General features: G+C 52.3%; 36 protein-coding genes. 33 read left to right on the top strand and 3 right to left on the bottom strand.

The window, feature by feature from the left end; translation table 11 throughout:
* Positions 1-4 precede the first annotated feature (4 nt).
* The 29 genes from rpsJ (at position 5) to folP (ending at position 14504) form a co-directional block, all read left to right on the top strand.
* Positions 5-316 (top strand): 30S ribosomal protein S10, encoded by a 312-nt coding sequence (gene rpsJ, locus B2A78_RS17555; protein WP_026609162.1) that lies wholly within the window; start codon positions 5-7, stop codon positions 314-316.
* An 18-nt stretch (positions 317-334) separates the two neighbouring features.
* On the top strand, positions 335-973 hold the full coding sequence (gene rplC / locus B2A78_RS17550) for a 50S ribosomal protein L3 (RefSeq protein WP_077731316.1): 639 nt from the start codon (positions 335-337) through the stop codon (positions 971-973).
* 10 nt (positions 974-983) lie between these two features.
* Entirely contained in the window at positions 984-1598 is a 615-nt protein-coding gene (gene rplD / locus B2A78_RS17545) for a 50S ribosomal protein L4 (protein ID WP_077731315.1), read from the top strand.
* Positions 1595-1888 carry a 50S ribosomal protein L23 gene (gene rplW, locus B2A78_RS17540; RefSeq protein WP_077731314.1) on the top strand — a complete coding sequence of 98 codons (294 nt, stop codon included), beginning with the start codon at positions 1595-1597 and terminating at the stop codon, positions 1886-1888. Before rplD ends, rplW begins: the two co-directional genes overlap by 4 nt.
* Before the next feature lie 46 nt (positions 1889-1934).
* Positions 1935-2762 (top strand): 50S ribosomal protein L2, encoded by an 828-nt coding sequence (gene rplB, locus B2A78_RS17535; protein ID WP_077731313.1) that lies wholly within the window; start codon positions 1935-1937, stop codon positions 2760-2762.
* An 18-nt stretch (positions 2763-2780) separates the two neighbouring features.
* Positions 2781-3053, top strand: a complete 273-nt coding sequence (gene rpsS, locus B2A78_RS17530) for a 30S ribosomal protein S19 (protein WP_077731312.1) — start codon at positions 2781-2783, stop codon at positions 3051-3053.
* Positions 3054-3069: 16 nt separating this feature from the next.
* Positions 3070-3405 (top strand): 50S ribosomal protein L22, encoded by a 336-nt coding sequence (gene rplV, locus B2A78_RS17525; protein ID WP_077731311.1) that lies wholly within the window; start codon positions 3070-3072, stop codon positions 3403-3405.
* Positions 3406-3414: 9 nt separating this feature from the next.
* The gene (gene rpsC / locus B2A78_RS17520; RefSeq protein ID WP_077731310.1) at positions 3415-4086 is read left to right on the top strand and encodes a 30S ribosomal protein S3; all 672 of its coding nucleotides are present in this window, start codon (positions 3415-3417) and stop codon (positions 4084-4086) included.
* Between the two features lie 16 nt (positions 4087-4102).
* Positions 4103-4516 (top strand): 50S ribosomal protein L16, encoded by a 414-nt coding sequence (gene rplP, locus B2A78_RS17515; RefSeq protein ID WP_077731309.1) that lies wholly within the window; start codon positions 4103-4105, stop codon positions 4514-4516.
* Entirely contained in the window at positions 4516-4710 is a 195-nt protein-coding gene (gene rpmC, locus B2A78_RS17510) for a 50S ribosomal protein L29 (protein WP_077731308.1), read from the top strand. Before rplP ends, rpmC begins: the two co-directional genes overlap by 1 nt.
* Positions 4707-4967: a 30S ribosomal protein S17 gene (gene rpsQ / locus B2A78_RS17505; RefSeq protein WP_077731307.1), complete on the top strand. Its 261-nt coding sequence runs from the start codon at positions 4707-4709 to the stop codon at positions 4965-4967. Before rpmC ends, rpsQ begins: the two co-directional genes overlap by 4 nt.
* Positions 4968-5007: 40 nt before the next feature.
* Positions 5008-5376 carry a 50S ribosomal protein L14 gene (gene rplN, locus B2A78_RS17500; RefSeq protein ID WP_077731306.1) on the top strand — a complete coding sequence of 123 codons (369 nt, stop codon included), beginning with the start codon at positions 5008-5010 and terminating at the stop codon, positions 5374-5376.
* 16 nt (positions 5377-5392) lie between these two features.
* Positions 5393-5710: a 50S ribosomal protein L24 gene (gene rplX / locus B2A78_RS17495; RefSeq protein WP_077731305.1), complete on the top strand. Its 318-nt coding sequence runs from the start codon at positions 5393-5395 to the stop codon at positions 5708-5710.
* A 17-nt stretch (positions 5711-5727) separates the two neighbouring features.
* Positions 5728-6267, top strand: a complete 540-nt coding sequence (gene rplE, locus B2A78_RS17490) for a 50S ribosomal protein L5 (RefSeq protein WP_077731304.1) — start codon at positions 5728-5730, stop codon at positions 6265-6267.
* A gap of 8 nt (positions 6268-6275) precedes the next feature.
* Positions 6276-6581, top strand: a complete 306-nt coding sequence (gene rpsN, locus B2A78_RS17485; RefSeq protein ID WP_077731303.1) for a 30S ribosomal protein S14 — start codon at positions 6276-6278, stop codon at positions 6579-6581.
* Between the two features lie 61 nt (positions 6582-6642).
* Entirely contained in the window at positions 6643-7038 is a 396-nt protein-coding gene (rpsH, locus tag B2A78_RS17480) for a 30S ribosomal protein S8 (RefSeq protein ID WP_077731302.1), read from the top strand.
* A 20-nt stretch (positions 7039-7058) separates the two neighbouring features.
* Positions 7059-7592 (top strand): 50S ribosomal protein L6, encoded by a 534-nt coding sequence (rplF, locus tag B2A78_RS17475; protein WP_077731301.1) that lies wholly within the window; start codon positions 7059-7061, stop codon positions 7590-7592.
* Between the two features lie 7 nt (positions 7593-7599).
* Positions 7600-7953 (top strand): 50S ribosomal protein L18, encoded by a 354-nt coding sequence (gene rplR / locus B2A78_RS17470; RefSeq protein ID WP_077731300.1) that lies wholly within the window; start codon positions 7600-7602, stop codon positions 7951-7953.
* An 8-nt stretch (positions 7954-7961) separates the two neighbouring features.
* Positions 7962-8480 (top strand): 30S ribosomal protein S5, encoded by a 519-nt coding sequence (gene rpsE / locus B2A78_RS17465; protein ID WP_077731299.1) that lies wholly within the window; start codon positions 7962-7964, stop codon positions 8478-8480.
* Positions 8477-8662, top strand: a complete 186-nt coding sequence (gene rpmD / locus B2A78_RS17460) for a 50S ribosomal protein L30 (RefSeq protein WP_077731298.1) — start codon at positions 8477-8479, stop codon at positions 8660-8662. Before rpsE ends, rpmD begins: the two co-directional genes overlap by 4 nt.
* Positions 8663-9097: a 50S ribosomal protein L15 gene (gene rplO / locus B2A78_RS17455; RefSeq protein WP_077731297.1), complete on the top strand. Its 435-nt coding sequence runs from the start codon at positions 8663-8665 to the stop codon at positions 9095-9097. It begins immediately after the preceding gene.
* Entirely contained in the window at positions 9098-10423 is a 1326-nt protein-coding gene (gene secY / locus B2A78_RS17450; RefSeq protein WP_077731296.1) for a preprotein translocase subunit SecY, read from the top strand. It begins immediately after the preceding gene.
* A gap of 43 nt (positions 10424-10466) precedes the next feature.
* Positions 10467-10580 (top strand): 50S ribosomal protein L36, encoded by a 114-nt coding sequence (rpmJ, locus tag B2A78_RS17445; protein ID WP_077731295.1) that lies wholly within the window; start codon positions 10467-10469, stop codon positions 10578-10580.
* Between the two features lie 83 nt (positions 10581-10663).
* Entirely contained in the window at positions 10664-11020 is a 357-nt protein-coding gene (rpsM, locus tag B2A78_RS17440) for a 30S ribosomal protein S13 (RefSeq protein WP_077731294.1), read from the top strand.
* A 33-nt stretch (positions 11021-11053) separates the two neighbouring features.
* The gene (gene rpsK, locus B2A78_RS17435; RefSeq protein WP_077731293.1) at positions 11054-11440 is read left to right on the top strand and encodes a 30S ribosomal protein S11; all 387 of its coding nucleotides are present in this window, start codon (positions 11054-11056) and stop codon (positions 11438-11440) included.
* 15 nt (positions 11441-11455) lie between these two features.
* Positions 11456-12076 (top strand): 30S ribosomal protein S4, encoded by a 621-nt coding sequence (rpsD, locus tag B2A78_RS17430; RefSeq protein WP_077731292.1) that lies wholly within the window; start codon positions 11456-11458, stop codon positions 12074-12076.
* A gap of 16 nt (positions 12077-12092) precedes the next feature.
* Positions 12093-13088 (top strand): DNA-directed RNA polymerase subunit alpha, encoded by a 996-nt coding sequence (gene rpoA, locus B2A78_RS17425; RefSeq protein ID WP_077731291.1) that lies wholly within the window; start codon positions 12093-12095, stop codon positions 13086-13088.
* A gap of 19 nt (positions 13089-13107) precedes the next feature.
* Positions 13108-13473 carry a 50S ribosomal protein L17 gene (gene rplQ / locus B2A78_RS17420; protein WP_077731290.1) on the top strand — a complete coding sequence of 122 codons (366 nt, stop codon included), beginning with the start codon at positions 13108-13110 and terminating at the stop codon, positions 13471-13473.
* A gap of 221 nt (positions 13474-13694) precedes the next feature.
* Positions 13695-14504, top strand: a complete 810-nt coding sequence (folP, locus tag B2A78_RS17415; RefSeq protein ID WP_077731289.1) for a dihydropteroate synthase — start codon at positions 13695-13697, stop codon at positions 14502-14504.
* Between the two features lie 94 nt (positions 14505-14598).
* Here folP and panD read toward each other — a convergent pair whose 3' ends face one another.
* Entirely contained in the window at positions 14599-14979 is a 381-nt protein-coding gene (panD, locus tag B2A78_RS17410; RefSeq protein WP_077731288.1) for an aspartate 1-decarboxylase, read from the bottom strand.
* A 507-nt stretch (positions 14980-15486) separates the two neighbouring features.
* Between panD and tatA the strand changes: the two genes are divergently transcribed.
* Genes tatA through B2A78_RS17390 form a run of 4 tightly spaced genes read left to right on the top strand, consistent with a single transcriptional unit; the run spans position 15487 to position 17570 of the window.
* Entirely contained in the window at positions 15487-15690 is a 204-nt protein-coding gene (tatA, locus tag B2A78_RS17405; protein WP_077731287.1) for a twin-arginine translocase TatA/TatE family subunit, read from the top strand.
* Positions 15691-15707: 17 nt separating this feature from the next.
* Positions 15708-16034 (top strand): Sec-independent protein translocase protein TatB, encoded by a 327-nt coding sequence (gene tatB, locus B2A78_RS17400; protein WP_077731286.1) that lies wholly within the window; start codon positions 15708-15710, stop codon positions 16032-16034.
* A 19-nt stretch (positions 16035-16053) separates the two neighbouring features.
* On the top strand, positions 16054-16803 hold the full coding sequence (gene tatC / locus B2A78_RS17395) for a twin-arginine translocase subunit TatC (RefSeq protein ID WP_077731320.1): 750 nt from the start codon (positions 16054-16056) through the stop codon (positions 16801-16803).
* Between the two features lie 41 nt (positions 16804-16844).
* Positions 16845-17570, top strand: a complete 726-nt coding sequence (locus B2A78_RS17390) for an SAM-dependent chlorinase/fluorinase (protein WP_077731285.1) — start codon at positions 16845-16847, stop codon at positions 17568-17570.
* A 21-nt stretch (positions 17571-17591) separates the two neighbouring features.
* Here B2A78_RS17390 and B2A78_RS17385 read toward each other — a convergent pair whose 3' ends face one another.
* Both B2A78_RS17385 and B2A78_RS17380 read right to left on the bottom strand, forming a co-directional pair.
* On the bottom strand, positions 17592-18431 hold the full coding sequence (locus B2A78_RS17385; RefSeq protein ID WP_086135212.1) for an alpha/beta hydrolase: 840 nt from the start codon (positions 18429-18431) through the stop codon (positions 17592-17594).
* Positions 18432-18484: 53 nt separating this feature from the next.
* Complete coding sequence (locus B2A78_RS17380; RefSeq protein ID WP_077731284.1) at positions 18485-20263, bottom strand: DUF4105 domain-containing protein; 1779 nt, start codon at positions 20261-20263, stop codon at positions 18485-18487.
* Between the last annotated feature and the right edge of the window lie 11 nt (positions 20264-20274).

Raw genomic sequence — 20274 nt, 5'->3', positions numbered from 1 at the left:
TTCTGTGCAAAAACAGCGAATCAGGATCCGTCTGAAGGCGTTTGATCATCGACTGATCGATCAGTCTGCCAGCGAAATCGTTGAAACGGCCAAGCGAACCGGTGCCCAGGTTTTGGGACCGATCCCCTTGCCGACCAAAAAAGAGCGCTACACCGTTCTCATCTCGCCACACGTCAATAAAGACGCGCGCGACCAATACGAACTGAGGACCCATAAGCGTTTGATGGACATCGTTGAGCCGACGGATAAAACGGTTGACGCTTTGATGAAGCTCGACCTTGCTGCCGGCGTAGACGTACAAATAAAGTTGAATTGACGTATTTAGGAGCGATCGATGGCGTTAGGTTTGGTTGGGCGGAAGTGCGGCATGACCCGTATTTATGCCGAAGACGGCTCCGCAGTGCCGGTTTCCGTAATCCATGTGGAGCCGAATCGCGTCGTGCAGGTCAAGGCATTGGATACAGACGGTTACCGGGCGATTCAGGTGACCGCTGGGGTTAAGAAGAGGTCCCGTTTGTCCAGGCCGGAGGCCGGGCACTACGCTAAGGCGGGTGTCGAGGCTGGGCGCGGTTTATGGGAATTTCGTGTAGAAGAGGGCGATGCGGGTCAATACTCGGTGGGCTCCGAGGTGGGCGTAGACATTTTCCAGGAAGGGCAATGCGTCGATGTTCAGGGTACGAGTATCGGTAAAGGTTTTGCGGGTGTGGTTAAGCGTCACAACTTCAGAACCCAGGATGCTACGCACGGAAACTCGTTATCGCATCGTGCGCCGGGTTCTATCGGTCAGAACCAAACGCCTGGTCGCGTTTTTAAAGGCAAACGAATGGCCGGACACCTTGGTAGTGTCACGACCACCGTGCAAAGTTTGAAGGTGTGCGCGGTTGATAAGGAGCGCTCGTTGCTTCTGATCAAGGGGGCTGTGCCAGGCGCGAAAGGTGCCGAGGTCTTAATTAAGCCGGCTGTTAAGAAGTAAAGAGGGTAATATGGGGTTGCAGATTCCATCGGCTGTCGATGGCGGCACGCCGCTCGAAGTCTCCGAGGCAGTGTTTGGGCGGGATTACAATGATTCTCTTGTTCACCAGCTAGTAGTTGCGTATTTCGCTGGAGCTCGATCCGGTACAAAAGCGCAAAAGACGCGCTCAGAAGTTAGCGGCGGCGGTGCGAAGCCGTGGCGACAAAAAGGCAGTGGTCGTGCTCGTGCCGGTACAACTCGAAGCCCTCTCTGGCGTACGGGCGGTGTTACATTCGCAGCGCGTCCCCGGTCCTATGAACAGAAACTGAACAAGAAGATGTACCGGGCTGCTATGCGGTCGATTCTGTCCGAGCTGTTGCGTCAAGGGCGGTTGTATATCAGCGATGATATTCATCCTTCGGCTCCTAAAACAAAGGAGTTTCTTCAGAAGCTTCAAGGTCTCGGATTTAAGCGAGGGTTGGTTGTTACCGATGCGCTTGATGAAAACTTGTTCTTGGCTGCGCGGAATCTCCAAGACGTGTTGGTGTGCACTGCCAGCTCCGTGAATCCGGTGGCCCTCGTACATAGCGAGAAAGTGATTTTGACGTCACAAGCAGCAAAGCAACTTGAGGTCGGCCTAGCATGAGACAGCTGGAACTAATGAGCGTCATCGAGGCGCCAATTATTTCGGAAAAGAGCACTGCGGCCGCTGAAAAAGTAGGTCAGGTTGCTTTTCGTGTAAAACGGACCGCGAGTAAACCTCAGATTAAAGAGGCCGTTGAACTCATGTTCAATGTTAAGGTGGCCTCGGTTCATGTCCTGAATGTGGGCGGAAAAGTTAAGCGATCCGGGCGGTTTATAGGTAAACGTTCCGACTGGAAAAAAGCGTACGTGAAACTGAAGCCGGGATTCGATATCGATCTGTCCGTAGCGTAGGAAAAACGCGAGAACATAGAACAGTAAATAATTGCGGGAATTTCAGATGGCGCTAATTAAATCGAAACCCACCTCGGCCGGTTCACGGTTTGTGGTTCGAGTACGGACAGAAGGTCTTCACAAGGGGAAGCCTTATGCAGGTCTCGTCGAAAAAAAGACGAGAAATTCCGGTCGAAACAATCAAGGCCGAGTGACGACGCGTCATAAAGGCGGCGGCCACAAAAAGTTTTATCGTGTGATCGACTTTAAACGGGACAAGCTGGAGATACCCGGCCGAGTTGAGCGTATAGAGTACGATCCGAATAGAACGGCTCATATCGCGCTCGTGGTTTACAAAGATGGCGAGCGGCGATACGTCATTGCGCCCAAAGGGGTGACCGTCGGGGCCGAGGTTGTCTCATCGGAGTATGCGCCCATACGCCCTGGCAACTGTTTACCGATTAGAAACATCCCCATTGGTACGCTGATTCACTGCATCGAGCTCAAGCCGGGAAAAGGTGCTCAGCTAGCACGTAGCGGAGGTGCGTCCGCGCAACTCGTTGCAAAAGAGGGTGCGTACGCAACTATCCGCCTGCGGTCGAGCGAGATGCGCAAGGTGCTTGCCGAATGCAAAGCCGTGATCGGTGAAGTTTCAAATCACGAACATAACTTGATTTCTTTAGGTAAGGCTGGAGCTACCCGATGGCGCGGTATTCGGCCTACCGTGCGCGGCGTGGCGATGAATCCCGTCGACCACCCGCACGGCGGTGGTGAAGGTAGAACTTCTGGTGGCAGACACCCGGTATCTCCATGGGGTGCGCCAACCAAAGGGTATAAGACGCGAAACAACAAACGCACCGACGCCATGATCGTGCGGGGTCGTAAGCAAAAATAGATATGAGAGGTAGAAGACGTGCCACGTTCGATTAAGAAGGGACCGTTTGTCGATTATCACCTACTTAAAAAGGTAGCGGACATGGGGCAGTCTGGGGCGAAAAAGCCCATAAAGACTTGGTCTCGCCGTTCGATGATCATCCCTGAGATGATCGGATACACCTTGGCGGTACACAATGGCCGCCAACACGTTCCAGTGCTCGTGACCGACAACATGGTGGGGCACAAGCTTGGAGAGTTTGCCCCGACTCGAACGTACAAAGGCCATCAAGCCGACAAGAAGACAAAGTGATTGGAGGCGGTGAAACATGGCAACGGTAGCGAAGCTAAACAATACGCGCGTATCTGCTCAAAAGTGCAGGTTGGTGGCCGATCAAATTCGGGGACTGAGGGTCGACAAGGCGATCGATTTACTCAGCTATAGCACGAAGAAATCTGCGCGAATTTTAAAGAAAGTGCTGGAATCTGCGATAGCGAACGCCGAGCACAACGACGGCGCCGACGTGGACGAGTTGTTAGTCAGTGTGATCGAAGTGGCCGAGGGCCCTACGCTGAAGCGCATGTCGCCACGTGCCAAGGGGCGTGCTAATCGTGTCCTCAAGCGTACATGTCATATAACGATTCACGTCTCAGAGCATCGATAAAGGATATTTATGGGGCAGAAAGTTCATCCGACCGGGATACGGCTCGGCTACATCAAAGATTGGACCTCTCGCTGGTACGCGTCCAGCAAGGACTACTCGGCGTTTCTCTTCAACGACTTGAAGGTACGGGAGTTCCTAAAAAGGAAACTTGGACACGCATCGATCAGCCGTGTCCAAATTAACCGGCCGGCGAACAATGCGCATATCACCATCCACACGGCAAGACCTGGTCTAGTCATTGGAAAGAAGGGTGAGGATATCGATGCCTTGCGTCGAGAGTTGTCATCGATGATGGGCATTCCCGTTCAGGTAAGTGTAGAGGAAATTCGTAAACCTGAACTGGACGCTCAACTCGTGGCGGAAGGCGTTGCCCAGCAGTTGGAAAAGCGAATCATGTTCCGGCGTGCGATGAAGCGCGCCGTGACCAACACTCTTCGGCTTGGTGCCGAAGGAGTGAAAATTAACGTAAGCGGGCGGCTGAACGGCGCAGAAATTGCACGTAGTGAGTGGTACCGCGAGGGACGTGTTCCTCTTCACACCTTTCGTGCCGATATCGACTATGGGTTCGCCGAGGCGAAGACAACTTACGGAGTCATCGGAGTGAAAGTGTGGATTTTCAAGGGCGAGGTTTTTTCAACCGGAGAAAGCGAATCCAAAGGCGTCGCTTCATCTGAGGTATAACCGGGGCTAGTAGACCATGTTGCAGCCGAAGAGAACGAAATATAGAAAACAGCAGAAAGGCAGAAACACAGGCCTCGCCACCAAAGGTAACCGGGTCAGTTTCGGCGAGTTTGGTCTGAAGGCCGTGGAGAGGGGAAGGATCACTGCGAGGCAAGTTGAAGCCGCGCGCCGTGCTATCACACGACATGTTAAGCGTGGTGGAAAGATGTGGATTCGCGTATTTCCCGATAAACCGATATCGAAAAAGCCGCTCGAAGTTCGAATGGGGAGTGGAAAAGGAAGCGTGGAGTACTGGGTCGCGGAGATAAAGCCTGGCACGATGCTTTACGAGCTTGAGGGAGTGAGCGAAGAGTTAGCGCGTGAAGCGTTCGAGCTTGCCGCAGCTAAGCTTCCGATAAAGACAACTTTTTCGTTTCGGACGGTCATGTGATGAAAGCCAGCGAACTTAGATCGAAAACCGAGGGCGAACTTAAAGAAATGCTGCTCGAACTTCACCGAGAGCGCTTTAACCTCAGGATGCAAAAGGCTACCGGTCAATTAACCAAATCGGATCAACTGCAAGGGATTAGGCGGGACATCGCCAGGGTAAATACGGTTCTAACCGAAAAGAGCTTTTCAGTATGAGCGAAACAGTCAAGACGTCCCGTACCATCACGGGAAGAGTTATCAGCTCCAAAATGGATAAGACGATCACGGTTCTGGTGGAGCGGTTGGTATCTCATCCAGTTTATGGAAAGTTCGTACGTCGAACGAGCAATGTGTTGGCCCATGACGAGAATAACGAGTGTCACGAGGGTGACGTCGTAGTTGTTTCTTCCTGCCGTCCGCTATCGAAGAAAAAGGTTTGGATGCTGGACAGAGTGGTCGAGCGGACTAAATGACAACGAGAAGGGCAACGGCAATAAATAAGGGGTATCGAAGATGATTCAGATGCAAAGCAACCTGGATGTGGCTGATAACAGCGGCGCTAAAAAGGTCATGTGCATCAAGGTGCTCGGTGGTTCGCATCGCCGGTATGCAAACATCGGCGACATCATCAAGGTTAGCGTTAAGGATGCTATTCCTCGCGGACGCGTTAAGAAAGGCGAGGTTTACAATGCCGTGGTTGTGCGGACAAGAAAAGGCGTTCGTCGGACAGATGGATCGGTTGTCCGGTTCGACGGCAATGCGGCAGTGTTGCTTAACAATCAGCATCAACCCATCGGCACGCGCATTTTCGGGCCGGTTACGCGAGAACTGCGGTCCGAAAAGTTCATGAAGATCATTTCGCTCGCACCTGAAGTACTTTAACGAGGATCCTTGCGTCATGCGAAAGATTAAGAAAGGCGATCAAGTTGTAGTGCTCACCGGGAAAGACAAAGGGAAGCGGGGTGCGGTCTTGTCGGTGTCCTCGGACGATCGGGTCGTCGTCGAAGGTATCAACCTGGTTCGGAAACACCAAAGACCGATTCCGATGAGGGGAATAAATGGCGGAATAGTTGAAAAGGCTATGCCGATTCACCGGTCTAATGTGGCACTGTATAACCCGGGAACAAACAAACCCGATAAAGTGGGCTTTAAGCTTTTGGCCGACGGTAGAAAGGTTCGTTATTTCAAGTCCACGAACGAAGTTATTGACGTTTGATTTTGCGGATAACAGAAATGGCTAGGCTTCAATCTATTTACAAAGAACAGGTAGTTCCGCAGCTGATCAAGCGATTTAACTACCAATCGGTAATGCAAGTTCCGCGACTGGAAAAGATCACCCTTAATATGGGAGTAGGCGAAGCCGTAGCCGACAAGAAGATACTCCAGAACGCGATGGAAGACCTGCAAAAGATCTCCGGCCAAAAACCCATCGTAACGATCGCCAGAAAGTCAATCGCCGGGTTCAAGATCAGAGAGGGCATGCCCATAGGCTGCAAAGTAACGCTGCGGCGTGATAGGATGTATGAATTTTTGGATCGGCTTGTCAATATAGCGATACCGCGGATTCGAGATTTCCGCGGATTGAGCCCAAGGTCATTCGACGGTCGTGGCAACTATAGCATGGGTGTCCGGGAGCAGATCATCTTCCCCGAGATTGATTACGACAAAATCGACGCTATACGCGGTATCGACATAACCATTACGACTTCGGCTGGCAGCGATGACGAAGCCCGTGCGCTGTTGGAGCAGTTTAAGTTTCCGTTTAGAACATAGGAACGGCAATGGCAAAAAAATCTATGATCGCACGAGAAAAGAAGCGTCAAGCGTTGGTTAGCAAGCACTACAAAAAGCGGGCTGAGCTGAAAACCATCGTTCAGAGTGTGTCGTCGACGGATGAAGAGAAATACCAAGCGCAACTAAAGCTTCAACAGCTCCCCAGAGACGCGTCGCCGTCGCGCCTCCACAACCGGTGCAGTTTGACCGGTAGGCCGCACGGGTTCTATCGGAAGTTCGGTCTCGGACGGAATAAGCTGCGTGAGTCGGTTATGCGCGGCGATGTGCCGGGCGTGACGAAGGCAAGCTGGTAAGAGTGGATCGTCGACCCAATCACCGTCTGAGCCCAACCGTTTTGTTTACGGAGAATTTGAAATGAGTATGACCGATCCGTTGGCTGATATGATCATCCGTATAAGAAACGGGCAAGCCGCCGGAAAAAACGAAGTCGTTATGCCGTCGTCGAACGTTAAAATCGCAGTATGCCGCGTATTGAAGGACGAAGGCTACATCACGGATTATCAGGTAAGCCAGGATGCCGGGAAGGCCTCGCTTTGTGTGCAGCTCAAGTATTACAAAGGGCAGCCCGTTATCGAGCAGTTCGAACGCGTCAGTAAGCCCGGCCGTCGCATTTACCGATCGAAAGACAAGCTTCCCCTGATTCTGGGCGGGCTAGGTACGGCGATCGTGTCCACCTCGAAAGGCGTTATGACAGACAAGGATGCACGAGAGGGTGGGCATGGTGGCGAGGTCCTCTGTCTGGTGTCGTAATCGAGCATAGAGACTTATCAATGTCCAGAATAGCAAAAAATCCGGTCGCTCTTCCGAAAGGAGTGGAGGCTAGCATTTCCGGTGACGTAATCACCGTAAAGGGTGCTAAAGGTGCGCTGACTCGCAGTTTGAGTCCCAAAGTTCGAGTTGAAATCGCAGACGGTCATATATCGATTTTAGCCGATAAAGCCGATAGACAAGCTAATGCGCTTGCTGGTAGCACGCGTGCAAACATTGCGAATATGGTAACGGGCGTGAGCGTTGGCTTCGCTCGTAAATTGACGATGGTTGGCGTTGGCTATAGGGCTCAAGCGAAAGGAGACGTATTGAGTCTCTCGCTGGGATTTTCCCACCCTCTTGAGCTTACCGCTCCGGAGGGTATTACGATCGAAACGCCCTCCCAGACCGAGATTGTGGTCAAGGGGTGCGACAAACAGCGGGTGGGTCAGGTTGCTGCCGACATCAGAGCATATCGACCACCGGAGCCTTATAAGGGAAAAGGTGTTCGATACGCGGAAGAGGAAGTCGTCAGAAAAGAAGCGAAAAAGAAGTAGGTGATTGATGGATAAGAAATCGGCGAGATTGAAGCGGGCGACGAAAGCCAGAGCGATCATCAAGTCATTAGGCGTGAATCGGCTTACCGTCCATCGGACGCCGCGTCATATCTATGCACAGGTAACGAGCGCCGATGGGGCGCTGGTCCTCGCGTCGGCATCTACGTTGCAGCCGGATATCAAGGCCAGCTTGGCGTCGACCGGAAACGTTGAGGCGGCCAAAGCGATTGGCAGGCTAATAGCGGAACGGGCGCTGTCGGCGGGAGTATCAAATGTGGCCTTCGATCGATCAGGATTCAAATATCACGGTCGTGTCAAAGCATTGGCTGACGCCGCGCGTGAAGCCGGGCTTGGGTTTTAGGGGGAGTTATGGCGAGCCTAAACGTTCAGAGCAGTTCGGCCGAAGGGTTTCAGGAAAAGTTGGTGGCGGTCAGGCGCGTCGCCAAAGTTGTAAAGGGCGGCCGTCAGTTCGGGTTCACCGCGTTAACTGTTGTTGGTGACGGGAATGGTCGGATCGGGTATGGCTTGTGCAAAGCGCGCGAAGTTCCTGTCGCGATCCAGAAGTCAATGGAGCAAGCCCGGAGAAATATGCGTAAGGTGAGCCTCAACGGTGACACCTTGCATTACGCAATCACTGCTAGCACTGGGGCTGCCAAGGTATTTATGCAGCCGGCATCTCAAGGTACCGGGATCATCGCGGGAGGTGCGATGCGCGCGGTATTCGAGGTTGTTGGCATACATAATGTGCTTGCCAAGTGTATTGGAACAAATAACCCCATTAACGTCGTTCGCGCAACGATTAAAGGACTGACGGGGATCAGAGACCCTCGTTCCATCGCAGCCAAGCGCGGGAAATTGGCAGATAATCGTTCGGGGAAAGATAAATGAGCGAGAAGCAACTCAAAGTTACGCAGATAAAGAGCGAGATCGGGCGTCTTAAGTCTCACCAGGCGTGTCTTCGCGGGCTTGGCATCAGACGTATGCACCGACCGGTATACGTTAGCGCAACACCGGCTAACTGCGGGATGATCAACAAGGTTGCGTACATGCTCAAGATTGAGGATGCTTAAATGTTCCTAAATTCGATTAGGCCGTCGGAAGGCAGCAGAAAAAAGAGAACCCGCGTCGGGCGCGGCATTGGCTCTACATTGGGTAAGACCAGCGGAAAAGGACATAAAGGCCAAAAAGCCCGAGCCGGAGGCTTTCATAAGGTAGGATTCGAAGGCGGACAGATGCCGCTTCAACGGAGACTGCCGAAAGTCGGATTTAAATCGAGAGTAAAAGCGTTCGTCGCTGAGGTTCGGTTAAACGAACTTAATCGGCTGGCTGGCGAGAAAGTCGATATCCAAGCGTTAAAGGCGGCAAATTTGGTTCCGGCGCAGGCTCGCTCTGTCAAGGTTATTGACTCGGGAGAGTTGACGTCCTCGGTGACCCTTGTCGGCATTAAAGTTACGAAGGGCGCGCGTTCAAAAATCGAAGCGGCTGGCGGCACAATCGAGGCATAAGTGAGCATCGCGAACTCCACCCTAAGCGAAAGGTTTGGTAGGCTCACAGAGCTTCGCCAACGGCTTCTCTTCGTAATCGGCGCTCTCGTCGTTTACCGAATTGGGGCACACGTTCCCATTCCTGGAGTTGATCCAAAGGCTTTGGCTGCGATGTTCGCGCAGCAAGGCGGGTCGATACTGGACATGGTGAACATGTTTTCAGGGGGCGCGCTGAAGCGCCTGAGTATATTTGCTCTTGGGATCATGCCGTATATCTCGGCTTCAATCATTATGCAATTGATGGCAGGCGTAATCCCGAAGCTGGAGCAGATAAAAAAAGAGGGTGAGTCAGGGCGGAAAAAAATCAACCAGTACACAAGGTACGGCACCGTTTTTCTCGCAACGTTCCAGGCCATCGGAGTCGGGCTTGCGCTACAAAACCAATCCGCCTCAGGTGTCCCTGTCGTTATTAGCCCGGGAATTCACTTCCTGTTTATCACGGCTGTGTCGCTGGTCTGCGGAACCGTGTTTTTGATGTGGCTTGGCGAGCAGGTTACGGAACGAGGGATTGGAAATGGGATATCTATCATAATTTTTGCCGGTATTGTGGCTGGGCTTCCGTCGGCAGTTGGCGGCACCCTCGAATTAGCGCGAACCGGTGAATTGAGCATGATGAGTATCGTCGCTCTGTTTGGTATTGCGCTAGCAGTAACGGCGCTCGTCGTGTTTGTTGAGCGGGGGCAGCGGCGGATTACCATTAATTATGCGAAACGGCAGGAAGGACGGCGGATGTATGCTGCTCACAAGAGTTTTCTGCCCTTGAAGTTGAATATGTCGGGTGTGATACCGCCGATATTTGCGTCTAGTATCATCCTATTTCCTGCAACGTTGGCGGGTTGGTTCGGAAACACTAAGAACCTTGGTTGGCTGCAGGATATCGCCACAACTTTATCACCCGGGCAACCGCTATACGTGTTGTGCTACGCCGGCGCGATCGTCTTTTTTTGCTTTTTCTATGCCGCGTTGGTGTTCAACTCGAATGAAACGGCGGAGAACCTGAAGAAATCGGGCGCGTTTATTCCGGGTGTCAGGCCTGGCCAGCAAACCGCAGCCTATATTGATGCCGTGATGACGCGTTTGACATTGGCGGGCGCCATTTACATTACCGCTGTATGCTTGCTGCCCGAATTTTTAATCGTTTATTGGAACGTGCCGTTCTATTTCGGCGGAACCTCTCTGCTGATCATAGTGGTGGTGGTAATGGATTTTATGTCACAAATCCAAACCTACATCATTTCGCACCAGTATGAAGGTTTACTAAAGAAGTCCAATATCAAGCTCAGTTAACCTGGTTTTAGAATCACGGTTTACAATCATCAGGGGAATTTTAATGAAGGTTCGTGCGTCAGTTAAGAAGATCTGCCGAAACTGCAAGATTTTGAAGAGAAAAGGGATTGTTCGCATAATATGTAAGGATGCGCGTCATAAGCAGCGCCAAGGCTAATCATTGAATAGCGTATTCTTAAATGACGTGGTATGATGCGAGATTCAGCCTAAGTCTAGAGAGTTGATGTGGAGGCAGGATAAATGGCACGAATTGCGGGAGTTAATATCCCGGATCACAAGCACCTAGTTATTTCGCTTACGGCGATTTATGGTATCGGCAGATCTAGGGCATCACTGATTTGTGAGAACGTTGGTCTGAGCCCCTCGGTTAAGGTCAGGGAACTCGGGGACAGTGATATCGAGCGCATCCGCGAGGAAGTTGCGAAGTTTGTTGTGGAAGGGGATCTTCGGCGCGAGAGCGCGATGAATATCAAGCGCCTAATGGACTTGGGTTGTTATCGTGGAATGCGGCATCGGCGAGGTCTCCCTGTTCGCGGGCAACGGACCCGTACTAACGCACGAACCAGAAAAGGTCCGCGACGGCCGATTCGCAAATAAATCTAAAGAGTGGTTTCGAGGTAAGACATCGACATGGCTGCATCTAGTCGTCCCGCAAAACGGATTAAACGAGATATTTCTGACGGAGTTGTTCACATCAGCGCGTCATTCAATAACACCATAATAACGATTACAGATCGTAAGGGTAATGCGCTCGCATGGGCAACTGCTGGGGCCTCGGGGTTTCGCGGGTCTCGGAAAAGCACGCCGTTTGCTGCTCAGGTCGCCGCAGAAAAGGTGGGAAGCATAGTAAAGGATTATGGCGTGAAGAATCTGGATGTGCGAATAAAGGGACCTGGGCCAGGCAGAGAGTCGGCGGTAAGGACGCTCAATAATATGGGATTTAAGATCACGAATATTATTGATGACACACCGATACCGCACAATGGGTGCCGTCCTCCAAAGAAACGGCGGGTATAAGCAGAGGGGCGAAAAATGGCTAGATATCTAGGGCCGAAGTGCAAGCTCAGTAGAAGAGAAGGCACGGATCTGTTTCTTAAATCGCGCGGCAAGTCGCTCGAAGGAAAGTGCAAGCTCGATCAACAGCCGGGGCAGCACGGCCAGAAGCGCGCCCGTATGTCGGACTACGCAACTCAGCTCCGCGAGAAGCAGAAGCTGCGCAGAATTTACGGCGTATTGGAGCGCCAATTCCGGAATTATTATAAGGCCGCGTCGAGCAGAAAGGGATCAACCGGCGAAAACTTGCTGAACCTGCTCGAGTCTCGTTTAGATAACGTGGTCTATCGCATGGGTTTTGCTTCCACCAGGGCCGAAGCGCGCCAGCTTGTTAGCCACAAAGCGATTACGGTTAATGGCAAGGTCTTGAATGTGCCGTCCTACCAAGTCGCGCCAGGAGATGTTGTCTCAGTACGGGAAAAGGCAAAGAATCAGCTAAGAGTTAAAGATGCACTGCAAGTTTTGGAACAGTATGGATTTCCTGCTTGGGTGGATGTCGACGCAAAGCAAATGCGGGGCGTGTTTAAGTCAGTGCCTGAACGTAGTGATCTGGGCGCTGAAATAAACGAGCAACTGGTTGTCGAGTTGTACTCCAAATAATTGTTGTTCCTAATCGATGCAAAACTACTTGGCGAATCTAATTAAACCGCGGTTGGTTGACGTCAATCCCATAGATCGAAACAGTGCGAGGATTGTAATCGAGCCTCTGGAAAGGGGGTTTGGTCATACCCTGGGCAATGCGCTGAGGCGAGTTCTGCTCTCCTCGATACCCGGCTGTGCAGTTACGGAAGTAACAATAGAAGGGGTATTGCATGAGTACTCTACGATAGATGGCGTTCAAGAAGACGTTATTGACATTCTTTTGAACCTTAAGAACCTCGCGATTCGTATACCGACCGGACAAGAGGTTACGCTTAAGATAAACAAGTCGGGTCCTGGCAAAGTTACCGCAAGCGACATAGAGCTTACCCACGATGCGGAAATTCTTAACCCGGAGTTGGAGATCGCGAATCTGACGCACTCCGGGAAGTTAAGCATGACGCTCAAAGTTGAAAAGGGTCGAGGATATCAGCCGGTGGGCGCGCGGAATTCCGGGCAGGCGGAAACCGCAGTTGGCGTGCTTAATATCGACGCTTCTTTTAGCCCGATTCGGCGCGTCTCGTATTTGGTAGAGAACGCTCGTGTCGAGCAGCGTACGGATCTAGATAAGCTTATTCTGGAGCTGGAAACTAATGGGACGGTTGATCCAGAAGAAGCGGTTCGACAAGCTGCATCGATTTTGAACGAACACCTATCGGTATTCGTTGCCCTCAAAAGTGAGGAGACGCCGAGAATCAGCGAAGAAAGGCCGCAGTTCGATCCGTTGCTGCTTCGGTCGGTTGATGATCTCGAACTGACTGTTCGCTCCGCTAATTGCTTGAAGGCGGAAAACATATTCTACATCGGCGATCTGATTCAAAGGACCGAAGTGGATTTGCTCAAAACCCCAAACCTTGGAAAGAAGTCGCTGACTGAAATTAAGGATGTTTTGGCGACGAAGGGTTTGTCACTTGGTATGCGACTTGAAAATTGGCCTCCCGAGGGTCTTAAACGTGACCAACAAGACTCTTAAATTTGTGTGGGTGTAACAAATGCGGCATCGTAATTCGGGTAGAAAACTAAATATTACCGGCAGTCACCGAAACGCCTTGTTTCGAAACCTAACTGCCTCCTTGATCCAACATGAGATCATTCAAACGACTTTGCCGAAAGCGAAAGAGATCAGGCGGTTTGCTGAGCCTTTGATCACCTTGTCGAAGAAGAATAGCGTAGCCGCACGACGCCTTGCGTTTGCGCGTATCAGAGACCGTGACGCAGTCGTAAAACTGTTCGACGAGTTAGGACCCCGATTTAAGGATCGGCCGGGTGGCTATTTAAGGATTTTGAAATGCGGTTTCCGCAGGGGCGATGCCACACCCATGGCATACGTAGAACTTGTTGATCGGTCAAACGCATAAGAGCCGGACGCCGGCTAAGGTGCAAGATTGGCCTGAATGGCCAATGTCGTTGGCCCGCTTATGCGGGCCAATTGCTCTGCAGCAAAGTAAAGTTTTCCGCATTGCCTAGCCTACTCATATAACGTAGGAAGCGGCTGAGAAAATATCGGTCGCTCATTTATACTACCGTCACCAAGCGGAATTTTCGGCATCTAACGGTGCTCTTGCGCGGGAACTCCGTCATGCAATATAAGCCCCTTATCATGGGGATTCTGAACGTAACTCCAGATAGCTTTTCGGATGGTGGCCGGTATTGTGTGCCAGCGGACGCGTTATTGCATGCGCAACGTATGGTATTAGAGGGTGCGGATATCATCGATATCGGTGGGGAGTCGACGCGGCCCGGCTCAGAGCCGGTTAGCGAAGAGGCGCAACTTAGCCGCGTCATTCCGGTCGTTCGTACTTTGCGCAGCCATTTGCCGCACAATGTGATGTTAAGCGTCGATACGACAAGAAGTCGCGTCGCAGAGGAAGCGATATCTGCTGGCGTAAACATGGTGAATGATATCTCAGCCGGTAGGGATGACCCAAGGATGTTCTCGGTAGCAGCAAAGGTTGGTGTGCCGTTGGTACTTATGCATATGCAGGGCAAGCCAAAAGGTATGCAAGATAACCCCGTGTATACGGATGTAGTCGAAGAAGTATTGGTGTTCTTAATGGAACGGGCAGAAGCTGCAATGAAAGAAGGGGTTGCGGCCGAGAACATTGTCATCGATCCTGGCATCGGGTTTGGAAAGCGGAAAGACGACAATCTGCGGTTGATTAAAGAGCTAAGTCGCTTCGTGGCGACGGGTTATAAGGTTTTATTAGGGACAAGCAGGAAGCGCTTTATGGGGGCGATCTGCGGCGAGAGTCATCCGCCGGAACTGGTGGGGGCGACGATAGCAACTACTGTTCTTGGAGTATCGGCTGGAGTGGCTTTGTTTCGCGTGCACGATGTTAAGCCCAACCGTCAGGCTGCGGATGTGACCGCGGCGGTTTTGCGGATGTGAATTGGCGGCACGATGGCGAACTGTCAGTTAGTCCCGGCGATTCGGCTAAGTTATTAAATGCAAACCGCTAAATCAGTAGGTGACGCAGTTGAGCTCAGGCTGCTTGTATGGGTATCGACTGACCCGTCCGGACGATTTGGTTGTGTTCTCCAAGATAGATCAGTGTGGGTTTATAGCCGATGAGTTCGCTCTGATTTAACCCTACGTAGGCGCATATAATCATGACGTCTCCAGGAGCAGCAAGACGAGCGGCAGCGCCATTGACAGAAATTACGCCCGATCCCTCTTGTGCGCGAATGGCGTAGGTAGTGAACCTTTGCCCGTTGTTAACATTATAAATGTGGATTTGTTCATATTCTCTGATTCCCGAGCGTTCGAGTAGCAAACCATCAATGGCACAAGAGCCCTCATACTCGAGTTCGGAGTGTGTCACTCGAGCTCTGTGTAGCTTTGCTTTGAGCATCATCGTTTGCATACGGTAAACCTGTGAGTAGGCTCGTTCGAGTCGGGGATTATCCAGAAAAAGCTAGACAGTAGCAACCCGGCGTAGAATTAGTCGGCTTGGCGGAACCATTGATTATAGGTGATTAAGGCAGAACGTCGCAAGGAAAGTGCCAGCGATCTTGTCTCTTGGCCGGAGGGGCTGTTATGGATGATTTACCTTAGGCACTGAGGTGTCAGCGGTCGCCAAGGTCGGAGTGAAACGGGATGTCGGATGGAAGTAGTGCTAGTTTTATACGGTAGGCCTAACTTATTTAATTTTGTGCGGTCTTATTTTCGTGGTTTTAATTTGCAGTGGCCAGCTCGCTCTATGTGCCCGTAAATTCTTTAACAGTAGAATATGGCGATTACCAATGACCAAGAAACGGATGCAGAGAATCGTACTGGATCTTGGCCGGGAAAATGCCTGGTTATTTTTAACGAAGCGAATTCGGTAATATCTCTCGAGTTAACGTCACTAAAAGCATGTAGGAGTAAATTGATGGGTATCGGTATATGGGAGCTACTGCTCCTTTTCTTGATCGTACTGTTGCTGTTCGGCACCAAACGACTACGTAACATTGGCGGCGATCTGGGATCGGCAATAAAGAGTTTTCGTAGTGCGATGAGCGAGGGGGACGAAGAGAAATCCGGGAGGACGATCGACGGAGAGGCGGTCCACGAGAACAAAGACAAGACGACCTAACAACGATTCAAAAAAGCATGTTCGATATTGGCTTTTGGGAATTGGTCTTGGTAGGTGTCGTATCGCTTCTGGTGTTCGGTCCGGAGCGTCTACCCAAGGTGGCAAGAGAGGTCGCACTGTGGGTTCGAAGGGCTCGTGCAATGGCCGCTTCGGTGAGGCAAGAAATTGACCATGAGCTTCAGTTGCAAGAGTTGCGTCAATCTTTATTAGAAGAAAAGAAAAAGGTGGAGTTATTATCGACTCCGGTGCGACCTGGCAAAAAGAAAGATCGCGTGTCGATATCTGATCCGAACGAAACGGACGAAAAAGAGCCTGCTTCTAAGCACCGCGATGGTGAACTATAAAAAGTATAGTCGGGGACAGATGCAAGACACCGAGCAACCTTTTATTTCTCACCTAGTAGAACTACGGGATAGACTGCTGCGGTGCATACTCGTGGTTTTGTTTGTTTTTATGAGCATGGCCTATTTTGCCAACGAGATCTACGCTTATTTGGCAGGGCCGCTCATGAAGCATTTGCCGCCCGGTTCGCAAATGATCGCGATCGATGTCGCCTCGCCATTCCTGACACCGTTCAAGCTTACGCTGGTGGCGGCGGTTTTCCTGTCGATACCGTATATTCTTTACCAAGTTTGGGCCTTTGTCGCGCCGGGCTTATATGAGCATGAGCGCCGTCTGGTGCTGCCGCTTCTGTTTGCAAGTACAGTGCTGTTTTATGGGGGTATGGCGTTTGCCTATTATCTGGTCTTCCCTCTGATTTTCGGGTTCCTGACCGCAACGGCGCCGGCGGGAGTAGCGGTAATGACCGATATTACGCATTACCTGGATTTCGTACTAACTTTGTTCTTCGCTTTCGGGGTCTCGTTTGAGGTTCCAATTGCGACCATCGTGCTAATTTGGAGCGGCATTTCTACCCGAGAGAGCCTGTCCGAAAAACGGCCTTACATTATTGTGGCCGCTTTTGTCATCGGAATGGTGCTTTCACCTCCCGACGTGGTTTCGCAAAGTCTTTTGGCAGTGCCCATCTGGCTGCTGTTCGAGTTGGGGCTTGTATTTTCGCGATTGTTTCGGCCTAGACGCATAGAGCAGATTCCAAACCTCCAAGACGAGTAAGGTCAGACCATAGCCGTCAATCCGCTGTTGCTGACACCGATATGATTTTTCTATTTACCGATTTCGGTTCAGACGGGCCGTATCTTGGGCAAATGGAAGCGGTGCTGCGATTGCGGGCGCCGGGAGTCGACATTGTAAATCTCGTTAGCAACGCACCCATGGGCGAGCCCCGGTGGAGTTCATATCTGCTCGCAGCCCTGTGCAAACAACTTCCGACCGGTAGCGTATTTCTTGCCGTGGTCGATCCCGGCGTCGGCGGTGAACGGTTGCCGGTTGTTCTACAAGCGGATGGGCAATGGTTTGTGGGGCCGGATAACGGTCTCCTCAATACTGTGGCAGCGCAATCGGCCGAAGCGGAATGGCGGGTGATCGATTGGCGTCCAAGGATGCTCTCGTCGAGTTTTCACGGCCGCGATCTTTTCGCTCCTATCGCTGCACGCATTGCCACCCATGACTTCAGCTGGGCGAGCCACAACCATCAGAAACCGGATCTGATCGAATGGCCGTCCGATCTCGCCGAGATCATCTATTTCGATCACTACGGCAATGCCATTACTGGAATGCGGCACAGGACTGAATACTGCGGAATGACGCTCTGTGCAAATGGCCAGTCGTTACGGCAGGCTAACACATTTTGTTCGGTTCCCGCCGGCCAAGCCTTCTGGTATCAAAACTCAATCGGACTGATTGAAATCGCAGTCAACTGTGGACGCGCCGATTGCGACTTAAAGTTGTCCCTCGGTACGGCCATTTCGTTCAAGGCATAAGATTGTTGGTCGCTGGAGCGTTTAGCGTCCGTGTTCCTCGAGAAAAGAGAGCAAGCGTTGGCGGTTCTTCTCTTGACCAAAGGTGGCGATGTGAAATCCTTCGGTGACCCAGAGCGACTTGGGTTCGCCGGCCGCTTCGAACAGCGTGATGCTGTGACGGGCCGGCACTATGTCATCGGTTTCGCTGCAGATGATGAGCAGCGGCAATGGTGATATCTCGGCGATATTTTTGATCGGGCTATAGTCGTCCGGCATCAGCCGGGAGAGCGGATACTGTAGCGGCCACGTGATCGGGACTTGGGCCAGTTTGTCACGGGTGATTTCGCGATAGCTGGCAAAAGGCGCATCCAAAACGATCGCAGTTAAGCGTTGCCGCGCTTCCGGATTCGCGCCCGCGTAGTAGGCGCCCAAGTTTGCACCTAGGCTTTGGCCGACAAGGAAAAGGTTTCTGTTCGCTACGCGAGGTTCGCTCAAAAGCCATTGAAAGCCTGTAGCCACATCGGTCAACACTTCCGGCAGACCTGGCGAGCCGTCGGATAGTCCATAGCCGCGATAGTCGAGGAGAAACACCTGATATCCTTTTTCCGGCAGCCAGGCGACGCTATAGATGTGAGTGCTGATGTTCTGGGCATTGCCGTGGAGGAAAAATACCGTTCCGCGCGGGGCGCCGCGAGCAAACAAGAACCAGCCGTGCAATTTAATCCCGTCTGGGGTGACCAGGTTCACATCTTCGTATTTCAGGCCTAAGGCATCGGGTGTGAGCCGCATCGCCCGGTCCGGATAAAAAAGCAGGCTGGCGCATCCGGAAAGGCTAAGGGCGAACGGAATAATCAAAAGATTTCGGAAAAAGCATCGGGACACGGTAATGCTCCATCAGCGCCGGATGCAAATACGCGGCAATATTTGTTCGACTCTCAAAAATACCGCCGCACCGACAAAAGAAATTCACTCGCATAAGTACGCTCTCCCCGGTCTCGGCCGAGACGCAGGTTCAGCGCATAGTCCTTGCCTAGATTCACCGTATGGTCCAAGCGCAATCCGCCCGTGCAATACTCGTCTTCCACGATATAGCAGTCAATTCGAAAGTCCAGCAGTCCCTGCCCGCCCAGGCCGCGATACAGCCAGCCGATGCGGGGGCCAAGCCCGATATCGACGTTCGGTCGAACCGACTCGCTTACTTCAAGCGTGCCGTTCACTAGGCCGAAGATCATTCCGTCGCCGATGCTGTAGCTCAAACCGACGCCTCCGTCCAGATAGCCGACCAACGGTCGGCCGGTTTCAAGCAATTTTCGCCGGGCGCCGAGGCCGACGGACCAGGACAAGGGCTGGATAAACTCTGTGCGCGGGGTTAATGATGCGATATTGATGACATCCACGGCTTCGACGCGGAATCTCTCGTCTTCGTAATACCGGACACTGGCATCGAGAAATTTGATCTGGGCTCCCAGCCGGTAGCCGGCTAAAGGATCGGTCAGATCGTGATAGGCGGAGCGCAATCGGAATGAGCCGAACGCCGTATGATCGAAAAAACCGAAGCCGAGGTCGGCGCGCCAAGGCTTGTGCCCTTCATCATCCCGAGTGGCCGGACGCTCCGGCGGTTTTAGCGGTGAAACGTCATCGATCCGGCTGCGGGCCAGCAGGAGTTTATAACTCAGACCGGCAACACGCTCCCTCGGCAATTTGTCGGCCAACGACCGGTAGCGCAAAGACTCGTATGCCGTCTCCAGTGTAGCCGCTTGTTCGGCGGCAGACATCGGTCTAAGAGCAGCGCTGTCCAGCGCGATTTTTCCATCTGCCAACTGTCTGGCCACGCGGCGTTGGTCAGACGTGAGCTGGCGGGTATGCTCGTTCAACACCGCTGCCGCGGATGGACGGTAATCCACATGCTCGACCAATCCCGCATCAACGATGGCGCGCACGGTATCCGAGGGAATGGAGCGGTAGGGAAATTTCTCCCGAAGCGCAAGAGCCGGACGCACGACATCCAGCAAGCTCAAAATACGATAAGAGCAGTTTTCTCCGATAAAGTAATAGTCGAACCGAATCGGCCGAATTTCCCAGACGTGACGGATCAGTTGCGCGGTTTCGGCGGGCGACAGGTTAAGGGAATATTCCCAAATATCGCGGTTTTCGAAGTCGCTGTATTCCTTAACTTTTTCATAAAACGGCTGTACCGAAATCACGCCCGGATAGCCACCGAACAGACCTCGGTACGCGTAGAACAATTCGTTGTCCGCCACATTCACGTCCGCCGCATAATTGATCGTATGGGCCAGCAGACGTGCATTTTCATCCTGATTTTCGCGGTCCAGGCGCAAAAAAGTATGCCCGAACATGGATGACGGGCTGTTCAGGTAGGATGCGGGAAAGATCAGGCTTACCGAATGGGCCTTCAGGGTCTCGGTCCATTCGGAAAACGCTTTGCAGTCGTGATCCGAAGATAGCGAACCGCCGAAATCGAGCCGGCTTTTTAGCCAATGATAACGAGCGGGAAATCGGCACCGAGGGTGCTCGTCTCCGTCTCCTGGCGCAAAATAGGCTAGAAGGGTGGCGGATAATTCCGCGTCGGGATCGTGTTGACCCGTTTCGGCAAGAAAAAAGGCCGGGTCGTCCGCATCGCTGGCCCAGTCTCCGAAGGGAGTGCGCCGGTAATGGCCCAGGGCCAGCCAGGTAGGGTCGTCGTGCAGACGCATCGCTCGCGCCT

This window comes from Methylocaldum sp. 14B, from assembly GCF_002005105.1.
In the GTDB taxonomy this organism is placed as follows: domain Bacteria; phylum Pseudomonadota; class Gammaproteobacteria; order Methylococcales; family Methylococcaceae; genus Methylocaldum.
The sequence above is the reverse complement of the archived record's forward strand: the minus strand, read 5'-3'. Positions and strand labels throughout refer to the sequence as shown.